Annotated in this window: 21 protein-coding genes; 12 read left to right on the forward strand and 9 right to left on the reverse strand. The window is 33.7% G+C overall.

The window, feature by feature from the left end:
- Positions 1-99 precede the first annotated feature (99 nt).
- The 3 genes from AC3ITQ_RS07600 (at position 100) to AC3ITQ_RS07610 (ending at position 2,508) form a co-directional block, all read left to right on the forward strand.
- On the forward strand, positions 100-561 hold the full coding sequence (locus AC3ITQ_RS07600; protein WP_056190279.1) for an Lrp/AsnC family transcriptional regulator: 462 nt from the start codon (positions 100-102) through the stop codon (positions 559-561).
- Positions 562-617: 56 nt separating this feature from the next.
- Positions 618-1,094: an RDD family protein gene (locus AC3ITQ_RS07605; protein ID WP_489237767.1), complete on the forward strand. Its 477-nt coding sequence runs from the start codon at positions 618-620 to the stop codon at positions 1,092-1,094.
- 67 nt (positions 1,095-1,161) lie between these two features.
- Positions 1,162-2,508: a deoxyguanosinetriphosphate triphosphohydrolase gene (locus AC3ITQ_RS07610; protein ID WP_489237769.1), complete on the forward strand. Its 1,347-nt coding sequence runs from the start codon at positions 1,162-1,164 to the stop codon at positions 2,506-2,508.
- Positions 2,509-2,597: 89 nt separating this feature from the next.
- Here the strand turns inward: AC3ITQ_RS07610 and AC3ITQ_RS07615 are convergent, their stop codons facing one another.
- From AC3ITQ_RS07615 to AC3ITQ_RS07630, 4 genes are read right to left on the reverse strand one after another with little or no spacing between them, the layout of a single operon-like run.
- Positions 2,598-3,599 (reverse strand): DUF3078 domain-containing protein, encoded by a 1,002-nt coding sequence (locus AC3ITQ_RS07615; RefSeq protein ID WP_489237771.1) that lies wholly within the window; start codon positions 3,597-3,599, stop codon positions 2,598-2,600.
- Positions 3,600-3,634: 35 nt separating this feature from the next.
- Positions 3,635-5,422 carry a 1-deoxy-D-xylulose-5-phosphate synthase gene (locus AC3ITQ_RS07620; protein ID WP_489237772.1) on the reverse strand — a complete coding sequence of 596 codons (1,788 nt, stop codon included), beginning with the start codon at positions 5,420-5,422 and terminating at the stop codon, positions 3,635-3,637.
- A gap of 53 nt (positions 5,423-5,475) precedes the next feature.
- Complete coding sequence (locus AC3ITQ_RS07625; RefSeq protein WP_489237774.1) at positions 5,476-6,342, reverse strand: hypothetical protein; 867 nt, start codon at positions 6,340-6,342, stop codon at positions 5,476-5,478.
- On the reverse strand, positions 6,342-7,178 hold the full coding sequence (locus AC3ITQ_RS07630; RefSeq protein WP_489237776.1) for an energy transducer TonB: 837 nt from the start codon (positions 7,176-7,178) through the stop codon (positions 6,342-6,344). The genes AC3ITQ_RS07625 and AC3ITQ_RS07630 overlap by 1 nt, the downstream gene beginning before the upstream one ends.
- Positions 7,179-7,397: 219 nt before the next feature.
- Here AC3ITQ_RS07630 and AC3ITQ_RS07635 point away from each other — a divergent pair, with 219 nt between their 5' ends.
- Positions 7,398-7,841, forward strand: a complete 444-nt coding sequence (locus AC3ITQ_RS07635) for a nucleoside deaminase (RefSeq protein ID WP_489237778.1) — start codon at positions 7,398-7,400, stop codon at positions 7,839-7,841.
- Positions 7,842-7,861: 20 nt separating this feature from the next.
- A complete protein-coding gene (locus tag AC3ITQ_RS07640; RefSeq protein ID WP_489237779.1) occupies positions 7,862-8,494 on the forward strand; it encodes a hypothetical protein in 633 nt (210 codons plus the stop codon).
- Positions 8,495-8,524: 30 nt separating this feature from the next.
- On the opposite strand, the gene AC3ITQ_RS07645 is transcribed toward AC3ITQ_RS07640, so the two are convergent.
- The gene (locus AC3ITQ_RS07645; protein ID WP_489237781.1) at positions 8,525-9,055 is read right to left on the reverse strand and encodes a hypothetical protein; all 531 of its coding nucleotides are present in this window, start codon (positions 9,053-9,055) and stop codon (positions 8,525-8,527) included.
- A 231-nt stretch (positions 9,056-9,286) separates the two neighbouring features.
- Between AC3ITQ_RS07645 and AC3ITQ_RS07650 the strand changes: the two genes are divergently transcribed.
- The 3 genes from AC3ITQ_RS07650 to pbpC all read left to right on the forward strand — a co-directional run bounded on the left by AC3ITQ_RS07650 (position 9,287) and on the right by pbpC (position 18,205).
- Positions 9,287-14,965 (forward strand): alpha-2-macroglobulin family protein, encoded by a 5,679-nt coding sequence (locus AC3ITQ_RS07650; RefSeq protein WP_489237782.1) that lies wholly within the window; start codon positions 9,287-9,289, stop codon positions 14,963-14,965.
- A 115-nt stretch (positions 14,966-15,080) separates the two neighbouring features.
- Positions 15,081-15,671 carry a transposase gene (locus AC3ITQ_RS07655; RefSeq protein ID WP_026983820.1) on the forward strand — a complete coding sequence of 197 codons (591 nt, stop codon included), beginning with the start codon at positions 15,081-15,083 and terminating at the stop codon, positions 15,669-15,671.
- A 158-nt stretch (positions 15,672-15,829) separates the two neighbouring features.
- Positions 15,830-18,205, forward strand: a complete 2,376-nt coding sequence (gene pbpC, locus AC3ITQ_RS07660) for a penicillin-binding protein 1C (protein WP_489237784.1) — start codon at positions 15,830-15,832, stop codon at positions 18,203-18,205.
- Between the two features lie 151 nt (positions 18,206-18,356).
- Here pbpC and AC3ITQ_RS07665 read toward each other — a convergent pair whose 3' ends face one another.
- Together AC3ITQ_RS07665 and AC3ITQ_RS07670 are read right to left on the reverse strand one after the other, a co-directional pair.
- A complete protein-coding gene (locus AC3ITQ_RS07665) occupies positions 18,357-19,901 on the reverse strand; it encodes an Rne/Rng family ribonuclease (protein WP_375033827.1) in 1,545 nt (514 codons plus the stop codon).
- Between the two features lie 387 nt (positions 19,902-20,288).
- On the reverse strand, positions 20,289-20,579 hold the full coding sequence (locus tag AC3ITQ_RS07670) for an HU family DNA-binding protein (protein WP_007805026.1): 291 nt from the start codon (positions 20,577-20,579) through the stop codon (positions 20,289-20,291).
- A 140-nt stretch (positions 20,580-20,719) separates the two neighbouring features.
- On the opposite strand from AC3ITQ_RS07670, the gene mutY reads away from it, so the two are divergent.
- Genes mutY through gldD form a run of 4 tightly spaced genes read left to right on the forward strand, consistent with a single transcriptional unit; the run spans position 20,720 to position 24,124 of the window.
- The gene (mutY, locus tag AC3ITQ_RS07675; protein WP_489237787.1) at positions 20,720-21,766 is read left to right on the forward strand and encodes an A/G-specific adenine glycosylase; all 1,047 of its coding nucleotides are present in this window, start codon (positions 20,720-20,722) and stop codon (positions 21,764-21,766) included.
- Between the two features lie 36 nt (positions 21,767-21,802).
- Positions 21,803-22,243: a single-stranded DNA-binding protein gene (locus AC3ITQ_RS07680; RefSeq protein WP_056190304.1), complete on the forward strand. Its 441-nt coding sequence runs from the start codon at positions 21,803-21,805 to the stop codon at positions 22,241-22,243.
- Between the two features lie 23 nt (positions 22,244-22,266).
- The gene (locus tag AC3ITQ_RS07685; protein ID WP_489237789.1) at positions 22,267-23,562 is read left to right on the forward strand and encodes a gliding motility-associated protein GldE; all 1,296 of its coding nucleotides are present in this window, start codon (positions 22,267-22,269) and stop codon (positions 23,560-23,562) included.
- A gap of 1 nt (position 23,563) precedes the next feature.
- Positions 23,564-24,124, forward strand: coding sequence for a gliding motility lipoprotein GldD (gldD, locus tag AC3ITQ_RS07690; RefSeq protein WP_489237791.1), 561 nt, complete (start codon positions 23,564-23,566; stop codon positions 24,122-24,124).
- A 36-nt stretch (positions 24,125-24,160) separates the two neighbouring features.
- Here the strand turns inward: gldD and AC3ITQ_RS07695 are convergent, their stop codons facing one another.
- The gene (locus AC3ITQ_RS07695) at positions 24,161-24,400 is read right to left on the reverse strand and encodes a hypothetical protein (protein ID WP_489237793.1); all 240 of its coding nucleotides are present in this window, start codon (positions 24,398-24,400) and stop codon (positions 24,161-24,163) included.
- Between the two features lie 113 nt (positions 24,401-24,513).
- Complete coding sequence (locus AC3ITQ_RS07700) at positions 24,514-24,891, reverse strand: heavy-metal-associated domain-containing protein (protein WP_072970444.1); 378 nt, start codon at positions 24,889-24,891, stop codon at positions 24,514-24,516.
- Positions 24,892-24,939: the final 48 nt, after the last annotated feature.

Consider the following 24,939-nt stretch of genomic DNA (forward strand, 5'->3'; position numbering starts at 1 on the left):
TTGACCATTATTTAAGTAAATAGTCTTTTAAAAGTTGATTTTTGAAGATTATAATACTGTGAAAATCTTTATAAAGAACCTTTAGCCGTAAAAATTACTATGGAAAACCTGGATAAAACCGACTTATTGATTCTGAAACACCTTCAGGAAAACTCAAATATCAACACAAAAGACCTTGCCAGTAAATTATTTCTTACTGTAACGCCAGTTTATGAGCGTATAAAAAGGTTAGAAAGAGACGGATATATTACCAAATATGTGGCTTTGCTTGACAAGAATAAAATGAATCGTGGAATGACAGTTTTTTGTAATGTGCGATTAAAAGAGCATGCAAAAAACGTGGGAAGCAATTTTGTGAAAGATATTGTAGCGCTTCCTGAAATTATAGAATGTTATAATATTGCCGGAGATTATGATTTTATGCTGAAAATTTTAGTGAAAGATATGGCTAGTTATCAGGATTTTGTAATGAATAAATTGTCAACGATTGAAAACATCGGAAATACGAATAGTATTTTTGTAATGGGAGAAATTAAGCATAGCACGGCATTGGAGTTTTAATGGCTGAAAAATCATAAAATAAAATGTATTTTTAGCTTTTTAAATCAGGAATAAAAATGAAAAATGAAGGTTTTGAAATCTCGAATTATTTATTAGCATCAAAACAAAAACGGTTTTTAAACTTTATTATTGATGGTATAGTAAAACTGATTATTGTTAGGCTGGCAATAACTTTTATAAATATTTCTGAGATTGCAAAAGGAATAGCTTCATTTGATATGATCGAACGTTACTTGTTCTGGAGTGTTATTAGTTTTGTGTATTTTGGAATAACAGAGACATTTCTTGCAAGATCTCCAGCGAAATATTTCACTAAAACAATTGTTGTAATGGAAGACGGTTCAAAACCAACCGTAGTGACCATATTAGCTCGAACCTTATTGCGTATTTTACCTTTTGAAGCATTGACTTTTTTAAGAGGACGTGCCTTAGGCTTGCATGATAAAAATTCTCAAACTTTTGTAGTTGTAAAGTCAAAACTAGAAGAACAAATAAAAGAACATCTTGAATTAGTATCTTTAGAAAAGTCCTAAAATAAAATGTAATTTTGACGTTTAGATCCTAAATCTAAAATCAACAATCTGAAATCTAAAATAAAAAATGAACTGGGAACAACTTTTATCACTAAAACGCCAAGGCGACACTAGCAAAAGATTACGTGTAGAACAAGATGATACACGATTAGGTTTTGAGGTAGATTATGACCGAATTATATTTTCGGCTGCGTTTCGATCTTTGCAGGATAAAACCCAGGTTATTCCGCTTTCTAAAACAGATTTCGTTCACACGAGATTAACGCACAGTTTGGAAGTTTCGGTTGTTGGGCGTTCTTTAGGACGTTTAGTTGGGAAAAAAATTTTGGAGAAATATCCTTACTTAAAAGAAATTCATGGCTACCATATGAATGATTTTGGAGCGATTGTGGCCGCGGCTTCGTTGGCGCACGATATTGGGAATCCTCCTTTTGGACATTCGGGTGAAAAAGCAATTGGAGAATATTTTTCCATTGGAAATGGACTGAAGTACAAAGATAAGCTGACTGCAAAACAATGGCAGGATTTAATAGATTTTGAAGGAAATGCCAATGGATTTTCGGTTCTTACGGCAAGTCGTCCTGGAATTGAAGGCGGGCTTAGAATTTCATATGCCACTTTAGGGGCTTTTATGAAATATCCAAAAGAAAGCCTTCCTAAAAAACCAACAAATAACATTGCAGATAAAAAATATGGTTTCTTTCAGACTGATAAAGCATTCTTTGAAGAAGTAGCTAATGATATGGGAATGATCGCCAATAAAGAAGATGGTGATATTGGTTTTGAAAGACATCCGTTAGCGTATTTAGTTGAAGCTGCAGATGATATTTGCTATACTATTATCGATTTTGAAGACGGTATAAACTTAGGCTTGGTTTCCGAGGATTATGCTTTAGAATATCTTATAAAATTGGTAAAAGATAATATTGGAGTTGCTAAATATAAGTTGTTAGAAACAAAAGAAGACAGAATCAGTTATTTACGTGCTTTGGCAATTGGTGCTTTGATCAATGATGCTGTTGATGTTTTTATTGAAAATGAAGAAGCAATTCTGCGTGGAGAATTTCCGTTTGCCTTAACCGATAAAAGTAAGTATAAGGCTCAGATGAATGATATTATCAATTTAAGTGTTGAGAAAATTTATCAAAGCCGTGAAGTAATCGAGAAAGAAATTGTTGGCTATCAAATTATACAGACTTTGCTGGATAAATTCATAACAGCGTTCAACAACAAATATGATGGAACTGCTTCAAACTATGATAAATTGATTTTGAAAATGCTGCCGGAAAAGCATCATTTAGACAAAGGAAATTTATACGAGCGTTTGCTTCATATTTGTCATTATGTTTCACTTTTAACTGACGGAAATGCGTTGGAATTATTTGAGACAATCAACGGAAGAAAAAATAATTAATTAGATCTTTCAGGTTTAACTAATAAAAAAACACCCCATAGAATGATCATTTTATGGGGTGTTTTTATTTTTTTAAAATTGATTTTTTACTATTGAAAAGCATAAACCAAACCAACACCTAAAACCTGTCTTAACTGTGCTCTTGGTCCGTCATTAACCTGAGATGTTGCTCCGGTAGTTGGATCAACAACATCCTTTTTAGTTTTGATATCATCGTCATAAACTAAATGGATGCCAATATTTGCTTTTACATAAGCATTTACAACAAGATCTAAACGTGTGTCATAATCGACATCGACGTTTCCGAATTTGTTTAAATAATCAGTATAAAGGCTTAATCTGTTTTCGTAAAATATATTTTTAAAGACCTCGCTTTTCATATATGCGGTAAACAGAATACCAAATTCAGCTTTTACTTTTTGTCCTTCTTCAATTAGTATCTGAGCTGCAGGATCAAGCGGATCTGGGGCATAAACGGCTTTTCTAACACCAAAAGATCCCTGATTAGCTAAATAATCGTCTAGTACCAAAGTAGTCTTTAAAGTGATTGGTGAGAAATAAAACGTTCTGTTTTTTGCTTTATTTGAGTTTTCAGCTCCGGCTCCTAAAAAGATATAGGCTGGTGCAAAAGGTTTGGAAATCTCAATATCTTTATTCGGATAATTATAACCGTTTGAAAATTGCGTATTGAAATTGAATTTCGCTGAATAATACCAATTCGATACGGTATCTTTTCTAAATCCATAGGTTGAGTTTAATTGGAATGCATCATCCGTTTTTCTTAGTTCGGTACCATCTTGCTTATTTAAACCATATTTTACAATAAGTTCGTTCACCCATTTATGATTTCCTTTTGCATAAGTTCTTCCAAATTCACCCTTAAATAAACCTGAGATAGAACTTGTTCCCCCGGCACTCCAGTTAACAAAAGCAATTTCTGAAATGTCAAAACCTACTTGGTTTTTTTTAGTCCAGTTAGAGGGTAATTTTGGTAATTGATTCGGGTCTAAAGTTGTTTGGATAATTTGAGCGAAGTTATTTGAAGTACACAAAAGCAACAGCAACAAAAGGGTAGAACGCAATAATTTCATTAGGTTGAATTTAATATTTCGGTTGTGCAAAATAATTATTTTGAATCGTTAGAAAAAAGATTTACCAAACTTTTAACGTCAATTTTACACAATTGTTGCAATTGATTTACAGTTCCATGCTCAATAAATACGTCCGGAATACCCAAAATTTGAATATCATTTTTGTAATTATTTGCAGCAGAAAACTCTAAAATAGCGCTTCCAAATCCTCCATTTATTGTTGATTCTTCGATAGTGATTATACGATGGAAGCTAGAAAAAATAGAGTGTAATATATTGTTGTCTAGTGGTTTAATAAAAGGAAAGTCATAATGGGCAATCTCGTCAGCATTTGAACATTCATTCAGTGCTTCAATAACATTATTACCTATGCTTCCTGTTGATAAAACCGCAATTTTTGTGCCGTTTTTTAGGCAGCTGGCTTCACCTATTTTAATTTTTTCATAATGTCCGAAATTTTCTACTTCCCAATTTGGTAAAACACCTCGACCGCGTGGATATCGAATGGCGATTGGATGGTCGAGTCCTAATTGAGCAGTATATAAAATATTTTGAAGTGCAATTTCGTTGATTGGCGCGTAGATAATCATGTTCGGAATTGCTCGCAAATAAGCAATATCAAAAACGCCATGATGGGTTGCGCCGTCTTCACCAACTAAGCCGGCTCTGTCTAAGCAAAAAATAACTGGAAGATTTTGTAAAGCCACATCGTGAATAACCTGATCATAGGCGCGCTGTAGAAAGGTCGAATAGATATTGCAATACACAATCATACCCTGAGTTGCCATTCCGGCAGCAAGCGTTACGGCATGTTGCTCTGCAATTCCAACATCAAAAGCACGTTCCGGAATTTCATCCATCATAAACTTTAGAGAGCTACCAGATGGCATTGCGGGAGTAATTCCAATGATTTTTTCGTTCTTTTTGGCTAAATCCAAAATCGTTAAGCCAAAAACATCCTGATATTTTGGAGGTAAATTTTCTTCTGATTTTAAAAGCAGTTCCCCTGTTGCAGCATCAAATTTTCCAGGAGCGTGATATTTGACCTGATTTTCTTCAGCTTGCTGCAGACCTTTTCCTTTGGTAGTGACAATATGAAGGAATTTAGGGCCTTTTATATTTTTTAATCGGTTTAATTCTTTTATTAAATTCGGAAGATCATGACCGTCAATTGGGCCTGAATAATCAAAATTCAGGGATTTGATCATGTTGTTTTTCTTCGGATTTTTCCCTTCTTTTACAGCAGTAAGGTATTTTTTAAGCGCACCAACGCTAGGGTCAATTCCGATAGCATTGTCATTCAGAATAACCAGTAAGTTAGCATCGGTAACTCCGGCATGATTCAAACCTTCAAAAGCCATTCCGCTTGCAATTGAAGCATCGCCTATAACTGCAATATGTTGTTTGTTAAAATCGCCTTTTAATTGGGAAGCAATTGCCATTCCGAGAGCCGCAGAAATAGAAGTAGACGAGTGTCCAACACCAAAAGTATCGTACACACTTTCGCTCCTTTTCGGGAAACCGGAAATACCTCCGATTTGTCTGTTAGTATGGAAATTTTCTCTTCTTTCGGTCAAAATTTTATGTCCGTAAGCCTGATGGCCAACATCCCAAACCAATAAATCTTCAGGCGTTTTAAAAACATAATGTAACGCAATTGTCAGTTCAATAACGCCCAAACTAGCGCCCAAATGGCCTTCTTTCACAGAAACAATGTCAATAATAAATTGACGTAATTCTTGCGCGACTTCTGGAAGCTGTTCTTCTTTTAAAAGACGTAAATCGGCAGGGTTGACTATGTTGGAGAGTAAATTGCTTTTCATTGTAAGGTAAAAAGCAAATTTACGGTTTTAAATTTAATTTTTTAAGTGAGATCTTATTCTAATACAATTGGTAAGGAATATTGCATTCTTATTTTTTTTCCATTAGATTCTCCCGGCTGCCATTTTGGGGATAAGCTTAAAACTCTAATAATTTCTTGCTCTATTGTTTTGTCAACTACCGGTACTGATTCAATATAGGACAAAGACCCGTTTTTTTCTACTGCAAAAGAGATTCGAATTTTGAGGTTTTTGGCATTTACATTTTCCGGTGTTTTAAATTCTTTTCCAAAAAAGGTATAGAATGGATCAATACCTCCTGGGAATTCTGCATTTGTCTGCATTACAGCACCCGTAACAAATTGGGAATCATCTTCTTTAGCCTGATTTGAAGGATGTTTTTTATCTGTAATGTTTTTGCTGGAATTTACAGAAACTGGTTTTTTAAATTTAACCTGGTCTACTTTTGGAGGAGGTGGAGGGGGTGGTACAATGGTATCGTTTAAAGTATTAATTTTTGGGTCACCAACAGAAATATGTTCTACCGGAACATCATCTTGAACAACTTCTACTTTATTAATTTTTTGCTTATTTCCATTTTTATCCTGACAGCTAAACAAAGTTGTACCCATTGCAATAAACAAAGCCAGTAAAAACATTTTAGGATAATGTATCTGAGTGTATAAAACGCGATTCGGAATTTGAATCGTTATTGAATCTAATTGGGAATTTTTAAACCTTCCGCAGATCTTTTTGTTTTGATTTTGGATGAAAAAATGCTGTACTTCATTAGGTAACATCGATGTGAAGTCAACAACGGTTTTTGAACAGCTCAGGCAAAAACGACCATTATCTTTTGGCGTCATATTATTCCAGTTTTCTTGACAAGGTTCTGGAATCGCTAATTTGTATTTTCTTTCCATTATTTAATTTTGATTGGTAAAATATAAGAAGAACGTACGATTTTGCTATTAAGCTTTCCGGGAATCCAATTTGGAGCTGTTTTCAAAACTCTAATCGCTTCTTCTCCTATTTCCTTCGGCGTATTTTTAACTATGTTGAAATTACTTAAACTGCCATCTTGTTCGATAACAAATATAATAAAAGCTTTTCCTCTAAATCCTTCTGCTGTTTTTGGAGTATTATAATTTTTGCTAAAAAAAGCAAGGAATTTTATCATTCCATCTTCTGGAACTGGTACAATGTCTAAGTCAGTTGAATTGTATATAATATTATACTTATAAGCTCCTTCTTCAATATAAGAAGAAGGTACTACCGCTCCTTGTGTAATTCTGCCAGTAAATTGTTCTTTTGTTTTTCGTTTTTTAGATTCAATCTTATGCCCATAACATGAAGGATGAACGTCATTTTCATCTTGATAGTTTTCTGTATTGTCAACGATCTCAATTTTATCAATTTTATTTTTATTTCCGTTTTTATCCTGACAACTAAATAAAGTTGTTCCCATAGCAATAAATAATGCCAGTAGGAACATTTTATGGTAATAAATTTGTGAATATAAAACCTGACTCGGAATTTGAATCGTTATGGTTTCTAATTGTTGAGTTTTAAATCTTCCGCAGATATTCTGGTTTTGATTTTGGATGAAAAAATGCTGTACTTCATTAGGTAACATCGAAGTAAAGTCAACAACGGTTTTTGAACAACTTAGGCAAAAACGACCGTTTTCTTTTGGAGTCATTTTGTCCCAGTTCTCTGTACAAGGTTCCGGTATTGTTAATTTGTATTTTCTTTCCATGTTTGAATTTCAATATTTAAATGTAATAAAAAATAGATATGAAAATCACTTTCAAAAAGAATGAGGCAATTAATTGTATTAATCGCCTCAAAAAAACGCTTTATTTGAGGCGATTAATTTTTGATAAGAAGTTAAGGAGAGAAAAAATTTAAGGTTTTCATTGATGTTTTTTGATTTGTAACCCAGAAATAATTATTTCAAAAATGTACTTTTGCAACTATGATAAATCCTTTCACCGACGAATATTTTATGAAAAAAGCTTTACAGGAAGCTGAAATAGCCTTTGATAAAGGTGAAATTCCCGTTGGAGCTGTAATTGTAGTAGCCAATAAAGTAATTGCGAGCAGTCATAATTTAACCGAATTGTTGAACGATGTTACGGCTCATGCCGAAATGCAATCCATTACAGCTGCAGCAAATTTTCTTGGTGGAAAATATCTAAAAGATTGTACCTTATATGTGACGCTCGAACCCTGCCAAATGTGTGCCGGCGCTTTGTACTGGAGTCAGATTTCGAAAATTGTTTTCGGTGCACGAGATGAACAACGCGGTTTTATAGTTATGGGAACAAAACTGCATCCCAAAACTACCGTCGTTTCCGGAATTATGGCTAATGAAGCTGCTGATTTAATGAAACGTTTTTTTATAGAAAGGCGAAAGTAAAATTTTTGGTAAGATAAATAATGACTGATTTTTCAATAATAAAAGAGCTATATCACATTACAGAACCTAAAGGTTTTACTAGTGATGAGATTCAAATTGTTAAAGATATTTTTGGCAAACTTCCACAGGTATTTGTTGATTATTATACTGAATTGGGCAAAATTGAAAACTTAAATCATACACAAGATTTATTAATTGTACCGGAACGTTTTCAGTATTACAAACAAATTGATCATTTGATATTTTATTCTGAAAATCAGAGAGCTTGCGTTTGGGGAATCCATAAAAATGATTTATCAAAAGCTAATCCACCTGTTTACATAAGTGAAGATGGAAAGGAATGGAAAGTGGAGACGGACACATTAACTGAGTTTTTTACTGCAATGGCTTTTCTTCAGGCAGGTTATGCATTGGAATATCCTTGTAATACATTTTACGAATTAGAACCACATGAATTAAAGTTTACTGCTGAAAATTTTCAAAATAAAGGATTCTCTTTTAAGCAATGGCTGGGCGGAATAAGTTTTTATGGTAATTACAAGGACGATGTAATTATAATCATAGAGGACAATCAATTATTTTATGCCGCCAATACAAAAAAACATTTTGCCGAAATGGATAAGGTTTTGTCTAAACTTGGAACAGAGCTTTAAAAATTCTGGTAAAAAGCTGTTTTTATTGTATCAGAATAAGTAAGTCATATAAAGACATACGAAAATCATAAAGGAATTAAAACAGATTATATTATAAAATGTATTTTCTGAGAAACCTTTTTCTGAAATAAGTATTTTTAAACTTACTCCTATTGAAAAAAGTAAAACAAGACAAAAATAAAACAGGATACCGTTGGTGCTTAAGCTACTGGAAAGTAGGTTGGTATAGTTTTTTGTTTTTGATTTAACCTCTGTTATCGATTTAAACAATAAAGAAGTTTTGATCTCAATCTTATTGTCTTCAATGTATTCTTTTGCTGTTGAGAATCTAAATCCTTTTTGTGTAAAATAATGGTAAGAAATTTTTTGTTTGGATTTTCCAGTCGTTTGAATGCTGTAATGAGTTATTACATCAGTGGTTTTTGAAACCGGTAAAAGATAATAATCAATGAAACCAATCAAAATAAAAAATGTTACTACACCTAGCAGATATATAATTACATTTTTATTTTTTACAATAAATTCATTTTCAGTAGAATATCTATTTGATTGCTCTGCCATTTTCTATAGTATTAAACGTTTTGAAATATAGTATTTTAATAATTCATTTTTTAAAAACTTCAACAAAAGTTAAATAGTCAGAGTAGCGAATTTTCCTCTTAAAATATTTCAAAAAATACTTTACATTTACTACAATATAATTGGCATTTGGCTAGTTATGGTTTTAATAGTAAAATGTTAAAACGTTCTGTCATTTCTTTAAAATTCGTAACCCATTAACTCTAAATAAAAGTGAAAGCAAAAGGATTAGTTCTCGTGTTTTGTGTGTTTTTTATTTTTCAATCTTGCGGCAGAAAATCAGCAGCCGATTTCAATTCCGATTTTTCATTATTTAAAGAGTATATAGTCAGTTTCACGGGGGGAATAGTCTCGTCGGAATCGGACATTAGGGTAGTTTTGGCCTTCGATAAAAAAGAATGGAAAGCCAATCAGGTTTTAGACAGTGATTTGTTTGATATTTCTCCAAGTGTCGATGGAAAAGTGGTGGCACTTTCTCCTAACACCATTGCTTTTATTCCAGAAAAAAAGCTGAAACCGGGAACAGAATATCAGGTTACTTTAAACTTAGATAAACTAATTACACTTCCAAAAGAGAAAGAAAAGGAACTTTCAGATTTTAATTTTACCGTCAAAACAATTAAGCAGGATTTTACCATAAATACGGCTGATATTCAATCGTACAGCAAAGAATATCAATACCTGAACTGCGTTCTTAAAACAGCGGATAATATTGATATTGAAACCGCTAAGAAGTTAGTTGAAGCAAAACAAAAGGGAAATAATCTTAAAATTAAATTTGATGCAAAATCGGGTTCTGCAAAAGAATTCAATTTTATAATTGACAGTATTCAGCGTTATTCTGAAGCCACAAATCTGGAGATTATTTATGACGGAAGCGATTTTGATATTGACCAGAAAGGACAAATTGATGTGCCGATTACGAATATAAACGAATTTAAAATCGTCAAAGTTGAAGTTCCGGACGGAAGCAATCAATCCGTTTTGATTAACTTTTCTGAACCTTTAGAAAAAGGACAGGATTTTGCAGGTTTGGTTTCGATTCAGAATACCAATAATTTAAAATTTTCAACCCAGGGAAATTTACTGAAAGTGTATTTCAATAATGAAAAAGCACCAGTTCAAAAAGAAGTTACGGTTTCCGTACCTGTAGAAGAAACGGCGGTTTCGTTAGTAGATTCGGCTACAGTTGTAGTTGATAGCGCTGCGGCGGTTGTAGATGATGCAGTAGAAGTGGTTCAGGAAGAAGAACCACAGTCTGAACCCGAACAAATTTTGGCGGGAGATTTATTGATTGAAGTTTTTCAGGGAATCGAAAGTCAGTATGGCAAAAAAATGGACTCAAATTACACTGAGAAAATCTCTTTTGATCAAATAAAACCAAGCATCAAATTCATTAAAAACGGAACTATTTTACCAAGTTCTAATAATTTAAAACTGAATTTCGAAGCCGTAAACTTAAGTGCGGTTGATGTAAAAGTTTATAAAATTTACAAGAATAATATACTGCAATTTTTGCAGTACAATGAATTAAACGGAGCTCAAAATCTCAAGAAAGTGGCTCAGCCCATCGCCAAAACTACTTTGAATTTAATTGAAAGCAAATTGATAAACCCAGCTAAGTGGAACACTTTTGCTTTGGATTTATCTAAAATAATCACACCGGAACCCGGCGCCATTTACAGAGTAGAATTTGTCTACAAAAAGAAATATTCTCTATACAAATGCGAAACTTCAGAGGCTGATCAAAATGAAGAAGAGGAAGAAGAAGTCGATGAGAATGATGTGAACTATAGTGAGAACTCTTACGATGATTACTATTATGACGATTACGAATGGAGAGAAAGCCAGGATCCTTGCACCAGCTCTTATTATTATAATGCTAAAATTGCAACTAATATTCTGGCAACAGATTTAGGTGTAATTGCAAAAAGAGGAGAGAATAAATCGTATGTATTCGCTGTAAACAATATTGTAACAACAGAACCAGTTTCAAATGCAAGAGTGGATTTGTACACCTATCAACAGCAAAAAATAGCTACTGCTGCAACAAGCAGCGAAGGAATTGCATCTTTTCAACTGAATAAATTCGCTTATTTTGCTATTGTTTCCTTAGGAAATCAATCCACTTACGTGAAGCTGGATGACGGACTTTCGTTGTCCGTTAGTAATTTTGATGTTGCCGGCGAAACTTTACAAAAAGGCTTAAAAGGATTTATTTATGGAGAACGTGGCGTTTGGCGTCCGGGCGATAATTTGTATTTGTCTTTCATTTTGAATGATGCATCAAATAAACTTCCGAAATCACATCCAATCAAATTTAGATTGAATGATCCAAATGGTAAGACTGTTTATCAGACGGTTCAGAAAACAAATGAATTAAACCATTATGCTTTTACCGTTCCAACAAGTCAGGATGCACCAACAGGAAATTGGGAAGCAATGGTAAGTGTTGGTGGTGCTAAATTTTACAAAAGCATCAAAATTGAAACGATCAAGCCCAATCGTTTAAAAATCAAAAATACATTTACAAGAAAAACACTTTCATCATCTTATCCAAATACTGATAATCTAGAAGTAACCTGGCTTCATGGTGCGATTGCTAAAAATCTGAATGTAGAAATGCAGGCGAAATTTTCCCAGCAAACTACCACTTTTAAAGGATATGAGAAATTTAGTTTTGATGATTTAGTACGTCAATTCAGCACAGAAGAAATTAATGTTTTCTCCGGAAAATTAAATGAAAACGGAAAGGCATCAGTAAATATTCAGCCAAAATTACAAGGTCAGGCACCGGGAATGCTTCGTGCTTCGTTCATTACAAAAGTATATGAAGAGGGGGGAGATTTTAGTACCGATGTAATTTCGACTACTTATTCGCCATACAAAACCTATGTCGGAATTAAATCTCCGGAACCTAACAAATATGGAATGCTGGAAACCAGAACCAACAATCGTTTTGATATTGTAACGGTCGATGAAAATGGAAGGCCTAAATCGGTTAGAAATCTTGAAGTTAAAGTGTATAAAGTAGAATGGCGCTGGTGGTGGGACGCTTCGAGCGATAATTTATCCAATTATAATTCTTCGAATGCGACAACTTCATACAAAACATTTGTAATCAATACCGATTCAAGCGGAAAAGGAAGTGTTCAGTTTTCTTTAACCGATGAAGAATGGGGACGTTATTTGATTCGTGTTTCAGATAATGCAGACGGTCATGCAACAGCTTTAACGGTAAATATTGACTGGCCAATTTGGTCTGGAAAAACGCGTAACAGAGATGCTTCAACAGCCAATATGTTGGTTTTTTCGACAGATAAGAAAAACTATGCTGTTGGAGAAAAAGCACAGATTTCTTTTCCTTCAAGTGAAGGCGGAAGAGCTTTGATTTCTATCGAAAACGGATCAAAAGTGGTACAGACCATTTGGGCAAAAACACAAAAAGGAGAAACAAAAGTTGAAGTACCAATAACTTCGGCAATGGCTCCAAATGTGTATTTTAATATCACATTATTACAACCTCACGCTTCAACGAAAAACGATTCGCCAATTCGTATGTACGGAATCGTTCCTATTGAAGTGGTGGATAAAAATACGATTTTGGCACCAACACTTTCAATGCCGGATGTTTTAAAACCAGAGCAAACCTTTACGGTAAAAGTGGGAGAAAAAACCGGAAAAGAAATGACCTATACCATTGCGGTTGTTGATGAAGGTTTACTGGATTTAACCCGTTTTAAAACACCAAATGCCTGGGATAGTTTTTATGTTCGTGAGGCTTTAGGCGTTAAAACCTGGGATATTTACGATGATGTAATTGGAGCGTATGGCGGAAAAATAAATCAGATTTTCAGTATTGGTGGGGATCAGGATTTAGGCGGGGGAAAAGCTAAAAAAGCAAACCGTTTTAAACCTGTTGTTTTGTATTATGGGCCGTTTAAATTGGAAAAAGGACAAACGAAATCACATCAATTAAAATTACCAAAATATATTGGTTCAGTTCGAACTATGGTGGTTGCGGGAGATGCGAACACAAGCGCTTACGGAAGTGTTGAAAAAGCAACTCCGGTTAAAAGTCCGTTAATGGTTTTGGCTTCGTTGCCACGAAAAATTTCGCCTTCAGAAAAAGTAACGATTCCGGTTACGGTTTTTGCAACGGAAAATAGTATCAAAAATGTGTCGATTCAGATCAAAACAAGCAACGGGTTAAAAGTGATGGGAAGCGCAACGCAATCCTTGACTTTTGCTTCGCCTGACGAAAAAATGGCCTATTTTAATTTGGTTGTAGGTTCTGCGACAGGAATTGCCAAAGTTCAGGTTGTTGCTACTTCAGGAAAAGAGAAATCGGTTTACGATGTCGAAATCGATATGACAAATCCAAATCCGGTTACGAATACTTTTACGGATGTAATTCTGCCTCCAAACAGCACCAAAACGATTTCATGGAAAACTTTTGGAGTTTCAGGAAGCAATAAAGCAAGATTGGAAGTTTCGTCAATGCCAACGATGAATTTGAATGGAAGATTACAATATCTTATTCAATATCCGCATGGTTGTGTGGAGCAAACGACTTCGTCTGTTTTTCCACAATTGTATTTAAATGATGTTGTTGATTTAGATGCAACACGCAGAGGAATTATTCAAAAGAATATTACAGCCGGAATTACAAGATTAGGAAGTTTTCAATTGTCAAATGGAGGCGTAGCTTACTGGCAAGGCAATACAATTGCAGATGATTGGGGAACTTCATATGCCGGACATTTCCTGATTGAAGCAGAGAAAAAAGGCTATGTGTTGCCAATTAATTTCAAATCAAAATGGATTTCGTATCAACAACGCGAAGCAAAACAATGGCGTTTTGAAGCGAAATACGGAAATGATTTGGCTCAGTCGTATAGATTATACACTTTAGCTTTAGTTGGAAATGCCGATTTATCTTCAATGAACAGATTAAGAGAAACTAAAGGGATTTCAAATGAAAGTAAACTGCGTTTGGCTGCAGCATATGTTTTGGCGGGTCAAAAATCGGCTGGATTGAACTTGTTTTTGCATAGCAAAATTGAAGACGAATCTAGTAACTACAATTATTACTATTACGGTTCAAGCGAAAGAAACAGAGCAATGGCTTTGGAAACAATGTTGCTGTTAGGACAAAAACAAAAAGCATTTGTGATGGCTTCAAAATTAGCTAAACAAATGTCAAATAATCAATGGATGAGCACGCAGACAACGGCTTATTGTTTATATGCTATGTCGAAATTTGCTGTAAGTAACGGTCCAAAAGGAATCAATATTCAGTTTAGCAAAAACGGAAAAGGCGAGACGATAAATACTCAAAAAACAATCGCAGACAGAAGTTTGGTTGCTCAAACGGGCGCTAATAGCATAACACTGAAAAACATTAAAAACAACACAGTTTATGTTCGTGTTTTGAACACTGGAATATTGCCAATCGGACAAGAGAAAGCAATTGCGAGTGATGTTTCGGCTTCTATTGTTTTCAAAAACAGAAAAGGAAGTGTTATTAATGTTTCAAAAATTAGTCAGGGAACTGAATTTGTTGCTGAAGTGACAATACGAAATCAAAGAAATGAACATGTAGAAAATGTCGCATTATCTCAAATTCTGCCTTCAGGATTCGAAATCGTAAATACCCGTTTTACCGATTATGGCGATGCAACAAACAACATTGCAGATTATATTGATATTCGAGACGACCGAACTAATTTCTATTTTGGAATGAAAGCCGGAGAAACAAAAGTATTCCGAATTTTATTAAACGCTTCTTATCTTGGGAATTATTACTTGCCAGGTTTACAATGTGAGGCGATGTATGATAATACTTTCTTAGCCAGAACAAAAGGATTCTGGGTTGAGGTGGTGAAATAAACGTATCCTAACAGGTTTCTAAAACCTGTTAGGTATTATTGGTGTTAGTTAAAGAAAGAAAAATATACCTAACAGGTTTTAATAAAAACCTGTTAGGATAATAAAATTAGAGAAGGTGAAGAAGGATTTTTTCGAAGAAGGACAATATTATCACATTTATAATAGAGGAAATAACAAAGAGAATATTTTTATTGAAGAAAAGAATTATAATTATTTTCTGGAAAAATTAAAAAAATATATTATTCCAATTGCTGATATTTATGCCTATTGTTTACTTAAGAATCATTTTCATATAGTTTTACGAATTAAGGATAGAAAAGATATACCGGAAAAATTTAAAGAAAAAATTCATTTACCATTTTCGAATTTGTTTAATGCCTATTCTAAAAGTATCAATAAAGCATATAATAGAACTGGGAGCCTATTTCAAGAACATCTGCAACGCAATAGAATTGAAAATGAAAATTATTTAAAGCAATTAATCATTTATGTTCATTTGAATCCGATTAAGCATAAATTTACTGAACACTTCGATAATTATTTACATTCATCGTATCGTTCCTATTTATCAGTTAAACAAAGTAGTATTGATAGACAATTTATTCTTGAATTATTTGATGACTTAGAAAACTTTAAATTTTGTCATGATGAAAGAAGAATTGTTTATGAAGGAATACTAAATGACGTAAGTTTAAGTGACGATTAAAAGAGCCGTTTTATTATTTAGTTTTCTCTCCTAACAGGTTTTCAAAACCTGTTAGGTATGGTATTAAGAGAAAGTTGATTTTCTTATAGTTATTATTAAAAAGATACCTAACAGGTTTTGAAAACCTGTTAGGATACTAAAAAAACTTTCGAATTACTTTGAAAAATAAATTAATAGCGTTCTCACAACGCATTATAAATTGGATAAAAAAGAATAAAATAAAATCGGCAATTGCATTTCTGCTTTTGCTGATTTATTATTTCTCTTTACCGCGAACATTATTTCAGGAGCCTTATTCTACAGTAATTGAAAGTAAAGAAGGAGAATTACTTGGAGCGAAAATAGCCGATGACGGACAATGGCGTTTTCCTGCCCAAGACAGTGTGCCTGATAAATTCAAAAAATGTATTGTCTATTTTGAAGACGAATACTTCTACAAACATCCCGGATTTAATCCCGTTGCGATGGTAAATGCTATTAAGCAAAATAAAAAGGCTGGAAAAGTTGTCCGAGGTGGAAGTACATTAACACAGCAGGTTATTCGTTTATCTCGAAAAGGAAAAGGAAGAACCTATTTTGAAAAATTAATCGAAATTATTCTCGCAACCCGGCTAGAATTAGGATATTCTAAAAATAAAATTTTAGAAATGTATGCAGCTCATGCTCCTTTTGGTGGGAATGTCGTAGGTTTAGAGATGGCATCATGGCGTTATTTTGGAGTGCAGTCAAATCAATTATCCTGGGCAGAGAATGCGACTTTGGCCGTTTTGCCAAATGCTCCAAGTTTAATTTATCCAGGGAAGAATCAGATAAAATTATTGAATAAGCGTAACCGGCTTTTATTGAAATTACATCAGGAAGGGATAATTGATAGACAGACTTATGAATTGTCAATAGAAGAACCATTACCACAAAAACCTTATGATTTACCTCAAATTGCTCCTCATTTATTGCAGCGCGTGGCAAAAAATGAAGAAGGAACCCGTGTGAAAACTACTATTGATTATGCTTTGCAAAATAGAGTCAATCAAATTGCGAAGTATTATTATAATCAATACAAACAGAACGAAGTAAATAATTTAGCGATTTTGGTTATTGATGTTTCGAATCGAAATGTAATGAGCTATGTTGGGAATGCACCAACAGATAAAGACCATCAAAAAGATGTCGATATTATTGATGCACCAAGAAGTACAGGAAGTATTCTAAAACCGCTTTTATACGCCGGAATGCTGGACGATGGCGAATTGCTACCGAATACTTTAGTGGCTGATGTACCTACTCAAATTGCGGGTTACACCCCGCAAAATTTTAATCTCACATTTGACGGAGCGGTGCCGGCGCATCGCGCATTGTCGCGATCACTGAATATTCCGGCCGTTTTGATGCTTCAGGATTTTGGTGTAAATAAGTTTTATGAAGAATTGCAAAAATTCAAATTAAGAGATATCAATAAAACACCAGATCATTACGGATTGTCGCTTATTTTGGGTGGTGCCGAAAGTAATTTATGGGATTTATGCCGAACATATGCAGGATTATCGTCCACAGTTAATTATTATACTAAAAACCAGGCAAAGTATCGAACTAAGGAATTTGTAGAATTAAATTATAAAAATGATTTTGAACCCGATTTTGGATCAGAAACGGATCAGAAAAATATAATGGGAGCGGGAGCAATTTGGCTGACGTATAATGCGATGGAAGAAGTGAACCGACCAGAAGGCGATGAAGCCTGGAAGTTTTATGACAGTTCGTTGAAAATTGCCTGGAAAACCGGAACAAGTTTTGGAAATAGAGATGCCTGGGCCATTGGAACAAATTCAAAATATGTAGTTGGAATATGGGTTGGAAATGCTACTGGGGAAGGAAGACCAACTTTAACCGGAGTAACTAGCGCTGCACCTATTTTATTTGATGTTTTTAATTTATTGCCGAGACAAAAGTGGTTCGCAACGCCTTATAAGGATTTAGAAGAAGTTGAGGTTTGCCGTTTAAGTGGTTATCTGGCGAAAGAAGATTGTCCAAAAATCAAACAGTGGGTTTCTAAAAAAGGAAAATCTACGGCAGTTTGTCCGTATCATAAAAAGGTTCATTTAGATAAATCGGAGCAATTCCAGGTCAATAGCAGTTGTGAAAGCGTTGATAATATTGTGACTAAAAGCTGGTTTGTTTTGCCTCCGGTTATGGCGTGGTATTACAAAAGTCAGCATATTGAATATTTGCCTTTGCCGCCATTTAAGGAAGATTGTCAGGGAACGCAAACCACCACAATGGATTTTATTTATCCGAAAACGAATAGTAAAATTTATTTAACGAAGAATTTTAATAGCGAAGTACAGCCTGTAATTTTGAAAGTTGCTTATTCAGAAAGAGATAAAGAACTTTTTTGGTATGTTGATGATGTTTATAAAGCGACCACCAAAACGTTTCATGAATTGCCAATTACGCCAACTTCGGGAACTCATTATATTACGGTTGTGGATGCTTTTGGAAATGAAATTAGAAGAAAAATTGAAATTGTGAGGGAATAATAGTCTTATGAAAATGAGTTCCCTAGCCCTGATGGGAGGGAAAATCCTTTTGTGCCGGGGTTCGGCACAAAAGATTGGAAGGACAGCGGGAAATAGCTCCTGAAAAAAAAGACATAAAAAAACCGCCAATCTTTCGAGAGGCGGTTTTTGTTTATTCTGAAATAGCATTTCCTTTTTTATCATAGAAATGGTATTCTAAGTACGTGTAAGCGTCACGAGGTATGATTTTCACCCATTTCTTATGTTCAAAAAACCATTTTGAACGTAAGGATGGAAAACCTTTACTGAGGTAAGCAGCCACAAACGGATGTACATTAAGCACAACATTTTTGTGGGTTTTTAAAAGTCGGTCCAAATCCAGTGCGATTTTATCAATGATTAAAATTGGCGCTTCAATTTCGCCATGCTCATTGTTTGGATCTTCTTCTCTGGTCTTAATATTAACTTCTGGTCTTACGCGTTGTCTGGTAATTTGAACTAAACCAAATTTACTAGGCGGTAAGATTTTATGTTTTGCTTTATCGTCGCTCATTTCTTCTCGCAAGAAGTCGAACAAGACTTTCCTGTTTTCAGGATTAGACATATCGATAAAATCAACTACGATTATTCCGCCCATATCACGCAAACGAAGTTGTCTGGCAATTTCAGCGGCAGCAATCATATTTACTTCCATGGCAGTATCTTCCTGGTTGGTCGCCTTATTTGAACGGTTTCCACTATTTACGTCTATAACGTGAAGAGCTTCAGTATGTTCAATAATAAGATAGGCGCCTTTACTCATGGAAACGGTACGTCCAAAAGAAGTTTTGATTTGTCTCTCTATATTGTATTTCTCGAAAATTGGAGTGTCATTTGATTGATAAAACTTTACAATCGATTGTTTTGAAGGTGCAATTTCTTGAAGATATTCCTTCGTTTGATGGTACAACTCTTCGTCATCTATCTGAATACCACTGAAGGTATCATTAAATACATCTCTTAATATCGAAGAAGCTCTGTTAAGCTCTCCTAATACTTTTGATGGATGATGAGCAGTTGGTAATTTTTTACACATTGCAGTCCATCTGCCAAGCAGGTTCTGCAAATCTTTTTCTAATTCGGCTACGTTTTTGCCTTCGGCTACTGTGCGAACAATAACACCAAATCCTTTAGGTTTGATCGATAGAACAAGTTTTTTTAGACGATCCTTTTCTTTTTTGTCTTCTATTTTTTGAGAAATAGAAACGCGGTCAGAAAATGGAACGAGAACAATAAATCTTCCTGCCAATGAAAGCTCAGCGCTTATCCTTGGACCTTTGGTCGATATAGGTTCTTTAACAACTTGAACTAAAACAGATTGATTGGCACTTAAAATATCAGTAATGATGCCATCTTTGTCAATCTCTTTTTCAAACTGAAAGGTTTTTAGGGAGAAATCTTTTATTTTACCTGCGCTTACAAGTTTTATGAATTTCAGTTGGGAAGCTAAGTTAGGTCCTAAATCGTGATAATGTAAAAAGGCATCTTTTTCGAAGCCTACATTTACAAAAGCAGCATTAAGTCCAGCAACTGGTTTTCGTATCTTGGCAATAAAAATATCACCAACCTGAAAGTTGCTTTTCTCTTCTTCCTTGTGTAATTCAATTAGTTTTCCATCTTTTAATAAGGCAAAATCTACGGCTTCAGAACTAGATCTAATGATTAATTCTTTATTCACACTGTAAATTTTTATCTGTTTTTTCAGAAAATAGAAAAAGAGAGAAGAGTATAGATTCAAAAAAAATCTAAAATCTTAAGTCTAAAGTCTAAAATCTTATCTACAGATGGATTAAACAATATTTTTAACAGGTATTGAACCCGGGGAAAATCAGCAGGCAGTTTGCAGTTTTAAGTAATCAATAAACTGAATACTAAAATCTGATGACTGAACACTAATTCTCAATTTCAATGAACGTTTAAAAAGAAAAAAGTAGTTTAAAACTACTTTTTCTTTTTGTGACGGTTAGCTCTCGCTCTTTTTTTACGTTTGTGAGTAGCTACCTTATGTCTCTTTCTTTTTTTACCACTTGGCATATCGTGTCGATTTTATGATTAATTAATAGTATTATTTTGCTTCGTTGTTTGTTTTAACTCCTTCTACAAATACTTTTGCAGGTTTAAACGCAGGAATGTTGTGTGCAGGAATTTTAATAGTTGTGTTTTTTGAAATGTTTCTTCCTGTCTTTTCAGCTCTAGTTTTTACGATAAAACTTCCAAAACCTCTTAGGTAAACATTGTCTCCAGTTTCTAGTGAAGTTTTAACTTCTTCCATAAAAGTTTCTACTGTTGCTTGAACATCTCCTTTTTCAAGACCTAGTTTCTCTGAAATTTTCGCTACGATATCTGCTTTCGTCATTTTCTTTCCTATTTTATTTTATAAATGATGTACTATTTTTTTGAGTTTGCAAATATAGGAATTAAAAAAATAATTAATCAAGCTAATTCGTTAAATTTTAATTACATAAACATTTACTTTTGTTTTCTAAGTATTTTACAATGGATTTTCATAACATATTGATAAGTTGGTATTTACAGAACAAGCGTGATTTACCGTGGCGAAAAACGACCGATCCTTACCTAATTTGGCTCTCAGAAATTATGCTTCAGCAAACGCGAGTTGCTCAGGGAATGCCTTATTTTTTCAATTTTACGCAAGAATTTCCTACAGTGTTTGATTTGGCAAATGCGTCAGAAGAGCAGGTTTTGAAACTTTGGCAGGGATTAGGATACTATTCTCGTGCCCGAAATCTGCATAAAACGGCTCAATATGTGGCAAATGAGTTAAATGGTGTTTTTCCGGAAAATTATGCAGGGTTACTAAAATTAAAAGGTGTTGGTGAATATACCGCTGCTGCAGTTGCTTCTTTTTCTTATAATGAAGCTGTTCCTGTCGTTGATGGAAATGTTTTTAGAGTGCTTTCGAGATATTTTGATATTGAATCGGATATTGGTCTGCCGGCGACAAAAAAGGAATTTACGGAACTGGCTTATGAATTAATGCCAAAAGATAACCCGGCAATTTTTAATCAGGCGATAATGGAATTTGGAGCTCTGCAATGCACGCCTAAAAGTCCAAATTGTATGATTTGTATTTTTAACGAAAGTTGTGCGGCTTTGCAAAAAAAGAAAGTAGATGCTTTACCAGTGAAATCAAAAAAGGTAAAAGTCACAAATCGTTTCTTTAATTATTTGGTTTTAGAAGATGCTTTAGGGAATACTTTAATTCAAAAAAGGACTTCAAAAGGAATTTGGCATAATTTATATGAATTTCCTCTTTTAGAAACAGACGAAATTGTTGGTTTTGATTTTGTCTCAAAAGCGGTACAGTTTGATGTTTTTTCTTCCTATACTATAATAGGTATAGAGGAATGTGCGGAAACAACTGTAATTCATAAACTTTCACATCAACATCTTCATATTCAGTTCTGGAAAGTTAAAATTAAAGAAAAAATAGTGAACGGTGTGAATACCAGTGATTTAAAAACTTTTCCTTTTCCAATTGTGATTTATAATTTTATAGAAAAGCAGGAAATAATTTGCTAAAAAAATGTATCTTTGGGATAAATACCACTATAAACTATGAACGGAACTTTAAATAAGGTGATGCTGATTGGCCATTTGGGCGATGATGTGAAAATGCATTATTTTGATGGAGGAAACTGCATCGGTCGTTTTCAGTTGGCTACAAATGAAGTATATATCAATAAAACGACCAACGAGAAAATAACTTCTACAGAGTGGCATAATTTAGTTGTGCGTAATAAAGCTGCTGAAATCTGTGAAAAATATTTATCTAAAGGTGATAAAATATATGTTGAAGGACGTATAAAATCCCGTCAATGGCAAGCCGAAGACGGTACTACAAAATATACAACCGAAATTCAGGTTACTGAGTTTACTTTCTTGACTACCAAAAAAGAAACAGGAAATCATAAGCCACATCAGGATCAGGAATCCGTAAAAAATACTAACTTTGATGCGTCGAACGAAAGCTTGCCTATAAACGACTTGCCTTTCTGATTGTTTAACTAATTTTTTTTAATTTGGACCCAGAGCCCAGTTTATTTTTTACTACAACTTTAGACATCAATTTAATTATTGGTTTTGTCGGAATATTTATTTTGCTGTTTCTATCGGCAATTGTTTCAGGTGCCGAAGTAGCACTTTTTTCTTTATCTCAAAAAGATATTGATGAGACTTTACAAGAGAATCTTCCAAAAGGGAAAATCATTTCTAATCTTTTAGATAAACCCAAAAAACTTTTAGCGACCTTATTAGTAGCTAATAACTTCTTAAACATTGGTGTTGTAATTCTGTTCTCTTTTATAGGACAAAATATTTTTGATGATATTAGTTCGCCAGTTTTAAAGTTTATTTTAGAAGTAATTCTCGTTACGTTTTTAATTTTATTCTTTGCAGAAGTTTTGCCTAAAGTTTATGCGAGCCGAAACAATATAAAATTCGCTAAATGGGTAGCATATCCAATTTCTTTTTTAGATAAATTACTATCTCCAATTAGTTTGCCGATGCGCAGTGTTACGTTATATTTGCAGCATAAATTGGGGAAACAGAAAAATAGTTTTTCAATAAATCAGCTTTCTCAGGCGCTTGAGCTTACAGATTCTGAAGGGACATCTAAAGATGAACAAAAAATATTAGAAGGAATTGTTTCCTTTGGAAATACGGATACAAAACAAGTTATGAGTCCGAGGATTGATGTTTTTGGTTTGGAAATATCAGAGTCATTTGAGGCTATTTATCCGAAGATAATCGAAAAAGGATTTTCAAGAATTCCGGTTTATCGCGACAATATTGATCAGATTGAAGGCGTTTTATTCGTTAAAGATTTATTGCCTCATATTGATAAGAAAGAATTTGACTGGACAACTTTAATAAGAGAAGCTTTTTTTGTTCCGGAGAATAAAAAACTGGATAATTTGCTAAAGGATTTTCAGAGTCTTAAAAGTCATTTGGCGATTGTAGTGGATGAATACGGTGGAACATCAGGATTAGTTTCATTGGAAGATGTTATTGAAGAAATAGTAGGGGATATCAGTGATGAGTTTGATGATGAGAATTTGAATTTCTCACAAATTGATGAAAAGAATTTCCTTTTTGAAGGAAAAATTAACATGAAAGATTTTTACAGAATTGTTGATGTTAATGAAGATGTTTTTGAATCACATAAAGGAGAAGCTGAAACATTAGCTGGTTTTATATTAGAAATTCTGGGGAATTTCCCTAAAAAAGATCAAAAAATTGCTTTTGAAAACTGCGTTTTTACGATAGAAACAGTGGACAAAAAACGAGTAAAACAAATAAAAGTAACAATAGAATAAAATGTTTAAAAGAATAATTTCAATAACAACCATTTTGCTGACATTAACAGTTGTAAGCTGTAAAGATGATGTCTTGCCTAAGCCATCAAGTTATTTGCGCTTAGATTATCCGGAAGCAAATTATGTTAATTTTGAAAATAATTGCCCATTTTCTTTTGAAATGAATGAGGGGGCTATTATTAAAGGAGAAAAAAATTGTGGCTTTGCGATTACGTATCCAAAAATGAAGGCAACAATTTACTTGACTTATAAACCAGTAAATGGTGATATTGAAAAATTGCTAAAAGATGCTCAAAAACTAACTTATGAGCATGTTATCAAAGCAGATGATATTTTGGAACAGCCGTATTTAAATCCGGACAAAAAAGTTTACGGGATGTTTTATCAGGTTGATGGAAACGCTGCTACAAACTCACAATTTTATGTGACCGACAGTACAAAACATTTTATAACAGGGTCGGTTTATTTTTATGCTAAACCTAATTTTGATTCGATTATGCCAGCTGCGAGTTATATTAAAAATGATATGCAGCGATTGATGGAGACACTGAAGTGGAAATAAAAAGACATAAAAAAGGAGTTCAATTGAACTCCTTTTTTATGTTGTAAAGATTATCAAAAGAAAGACGGTTACTCCTAAGAAAATTACCCCTATCATGTGATTTCTTTCGCTATTAGCATTTTTTTTATTGTTATTCCCTTTAGGAGACCATATTTCTGAGAAGATAATAAAGTCATCTTCTTTGAAAAGAACCATGGTATTTAAATAAGTGAATCTTATGCATGCTCCAAGAAACTCAATGAGATATCGTCCTGCTATTATTTCTATTAAATCCATTATTCTTCATTTATTTTTTACGTCGCGCTTGTATGGGTAAGTGCTTCTCAACAAATATAATTTAAAAAGGCGTTCAAATTTGAACGCCTTTTTAAATGTTGAATTTTTAATCCTTACGATTTAATATTTGAAACTTTATAAGTTTTTCCGTCTCCGGTTGCCTGAACAACTTTTGTTAAGTTTTCCTGATTTTGAACCGTTTTATCAAATACAACAGTAGCCGTTTTTTTATCAAAATCTACAGTAGCTTTTTCTACTCCGTCAAGATTTGTTAGTTCTTTTTCGATTGTTTTTGCACATCCCATTGCGCAAGTCATTCCTTCGATTTCGAAACTCGCAGTTTGTACATTTTCAGCAGCAATCGCTTTGTGTTCTTTTGGAGCTGTTTCTATGGCTTTGATATTCGCTAAATTTTTATCTTCTTCTTTTTTGCAGCTTACTAATACTAAACCTGCAATTGCTAATGTTGCTATGATCTTTGTGAATTTCATTCTATATAGATTTTAAATTTGTCAATAAGTTCGTTGCAAAATTAATAA

This window comes from Flavobacterium sp. KH_001, from assembly GCF_057840745.1.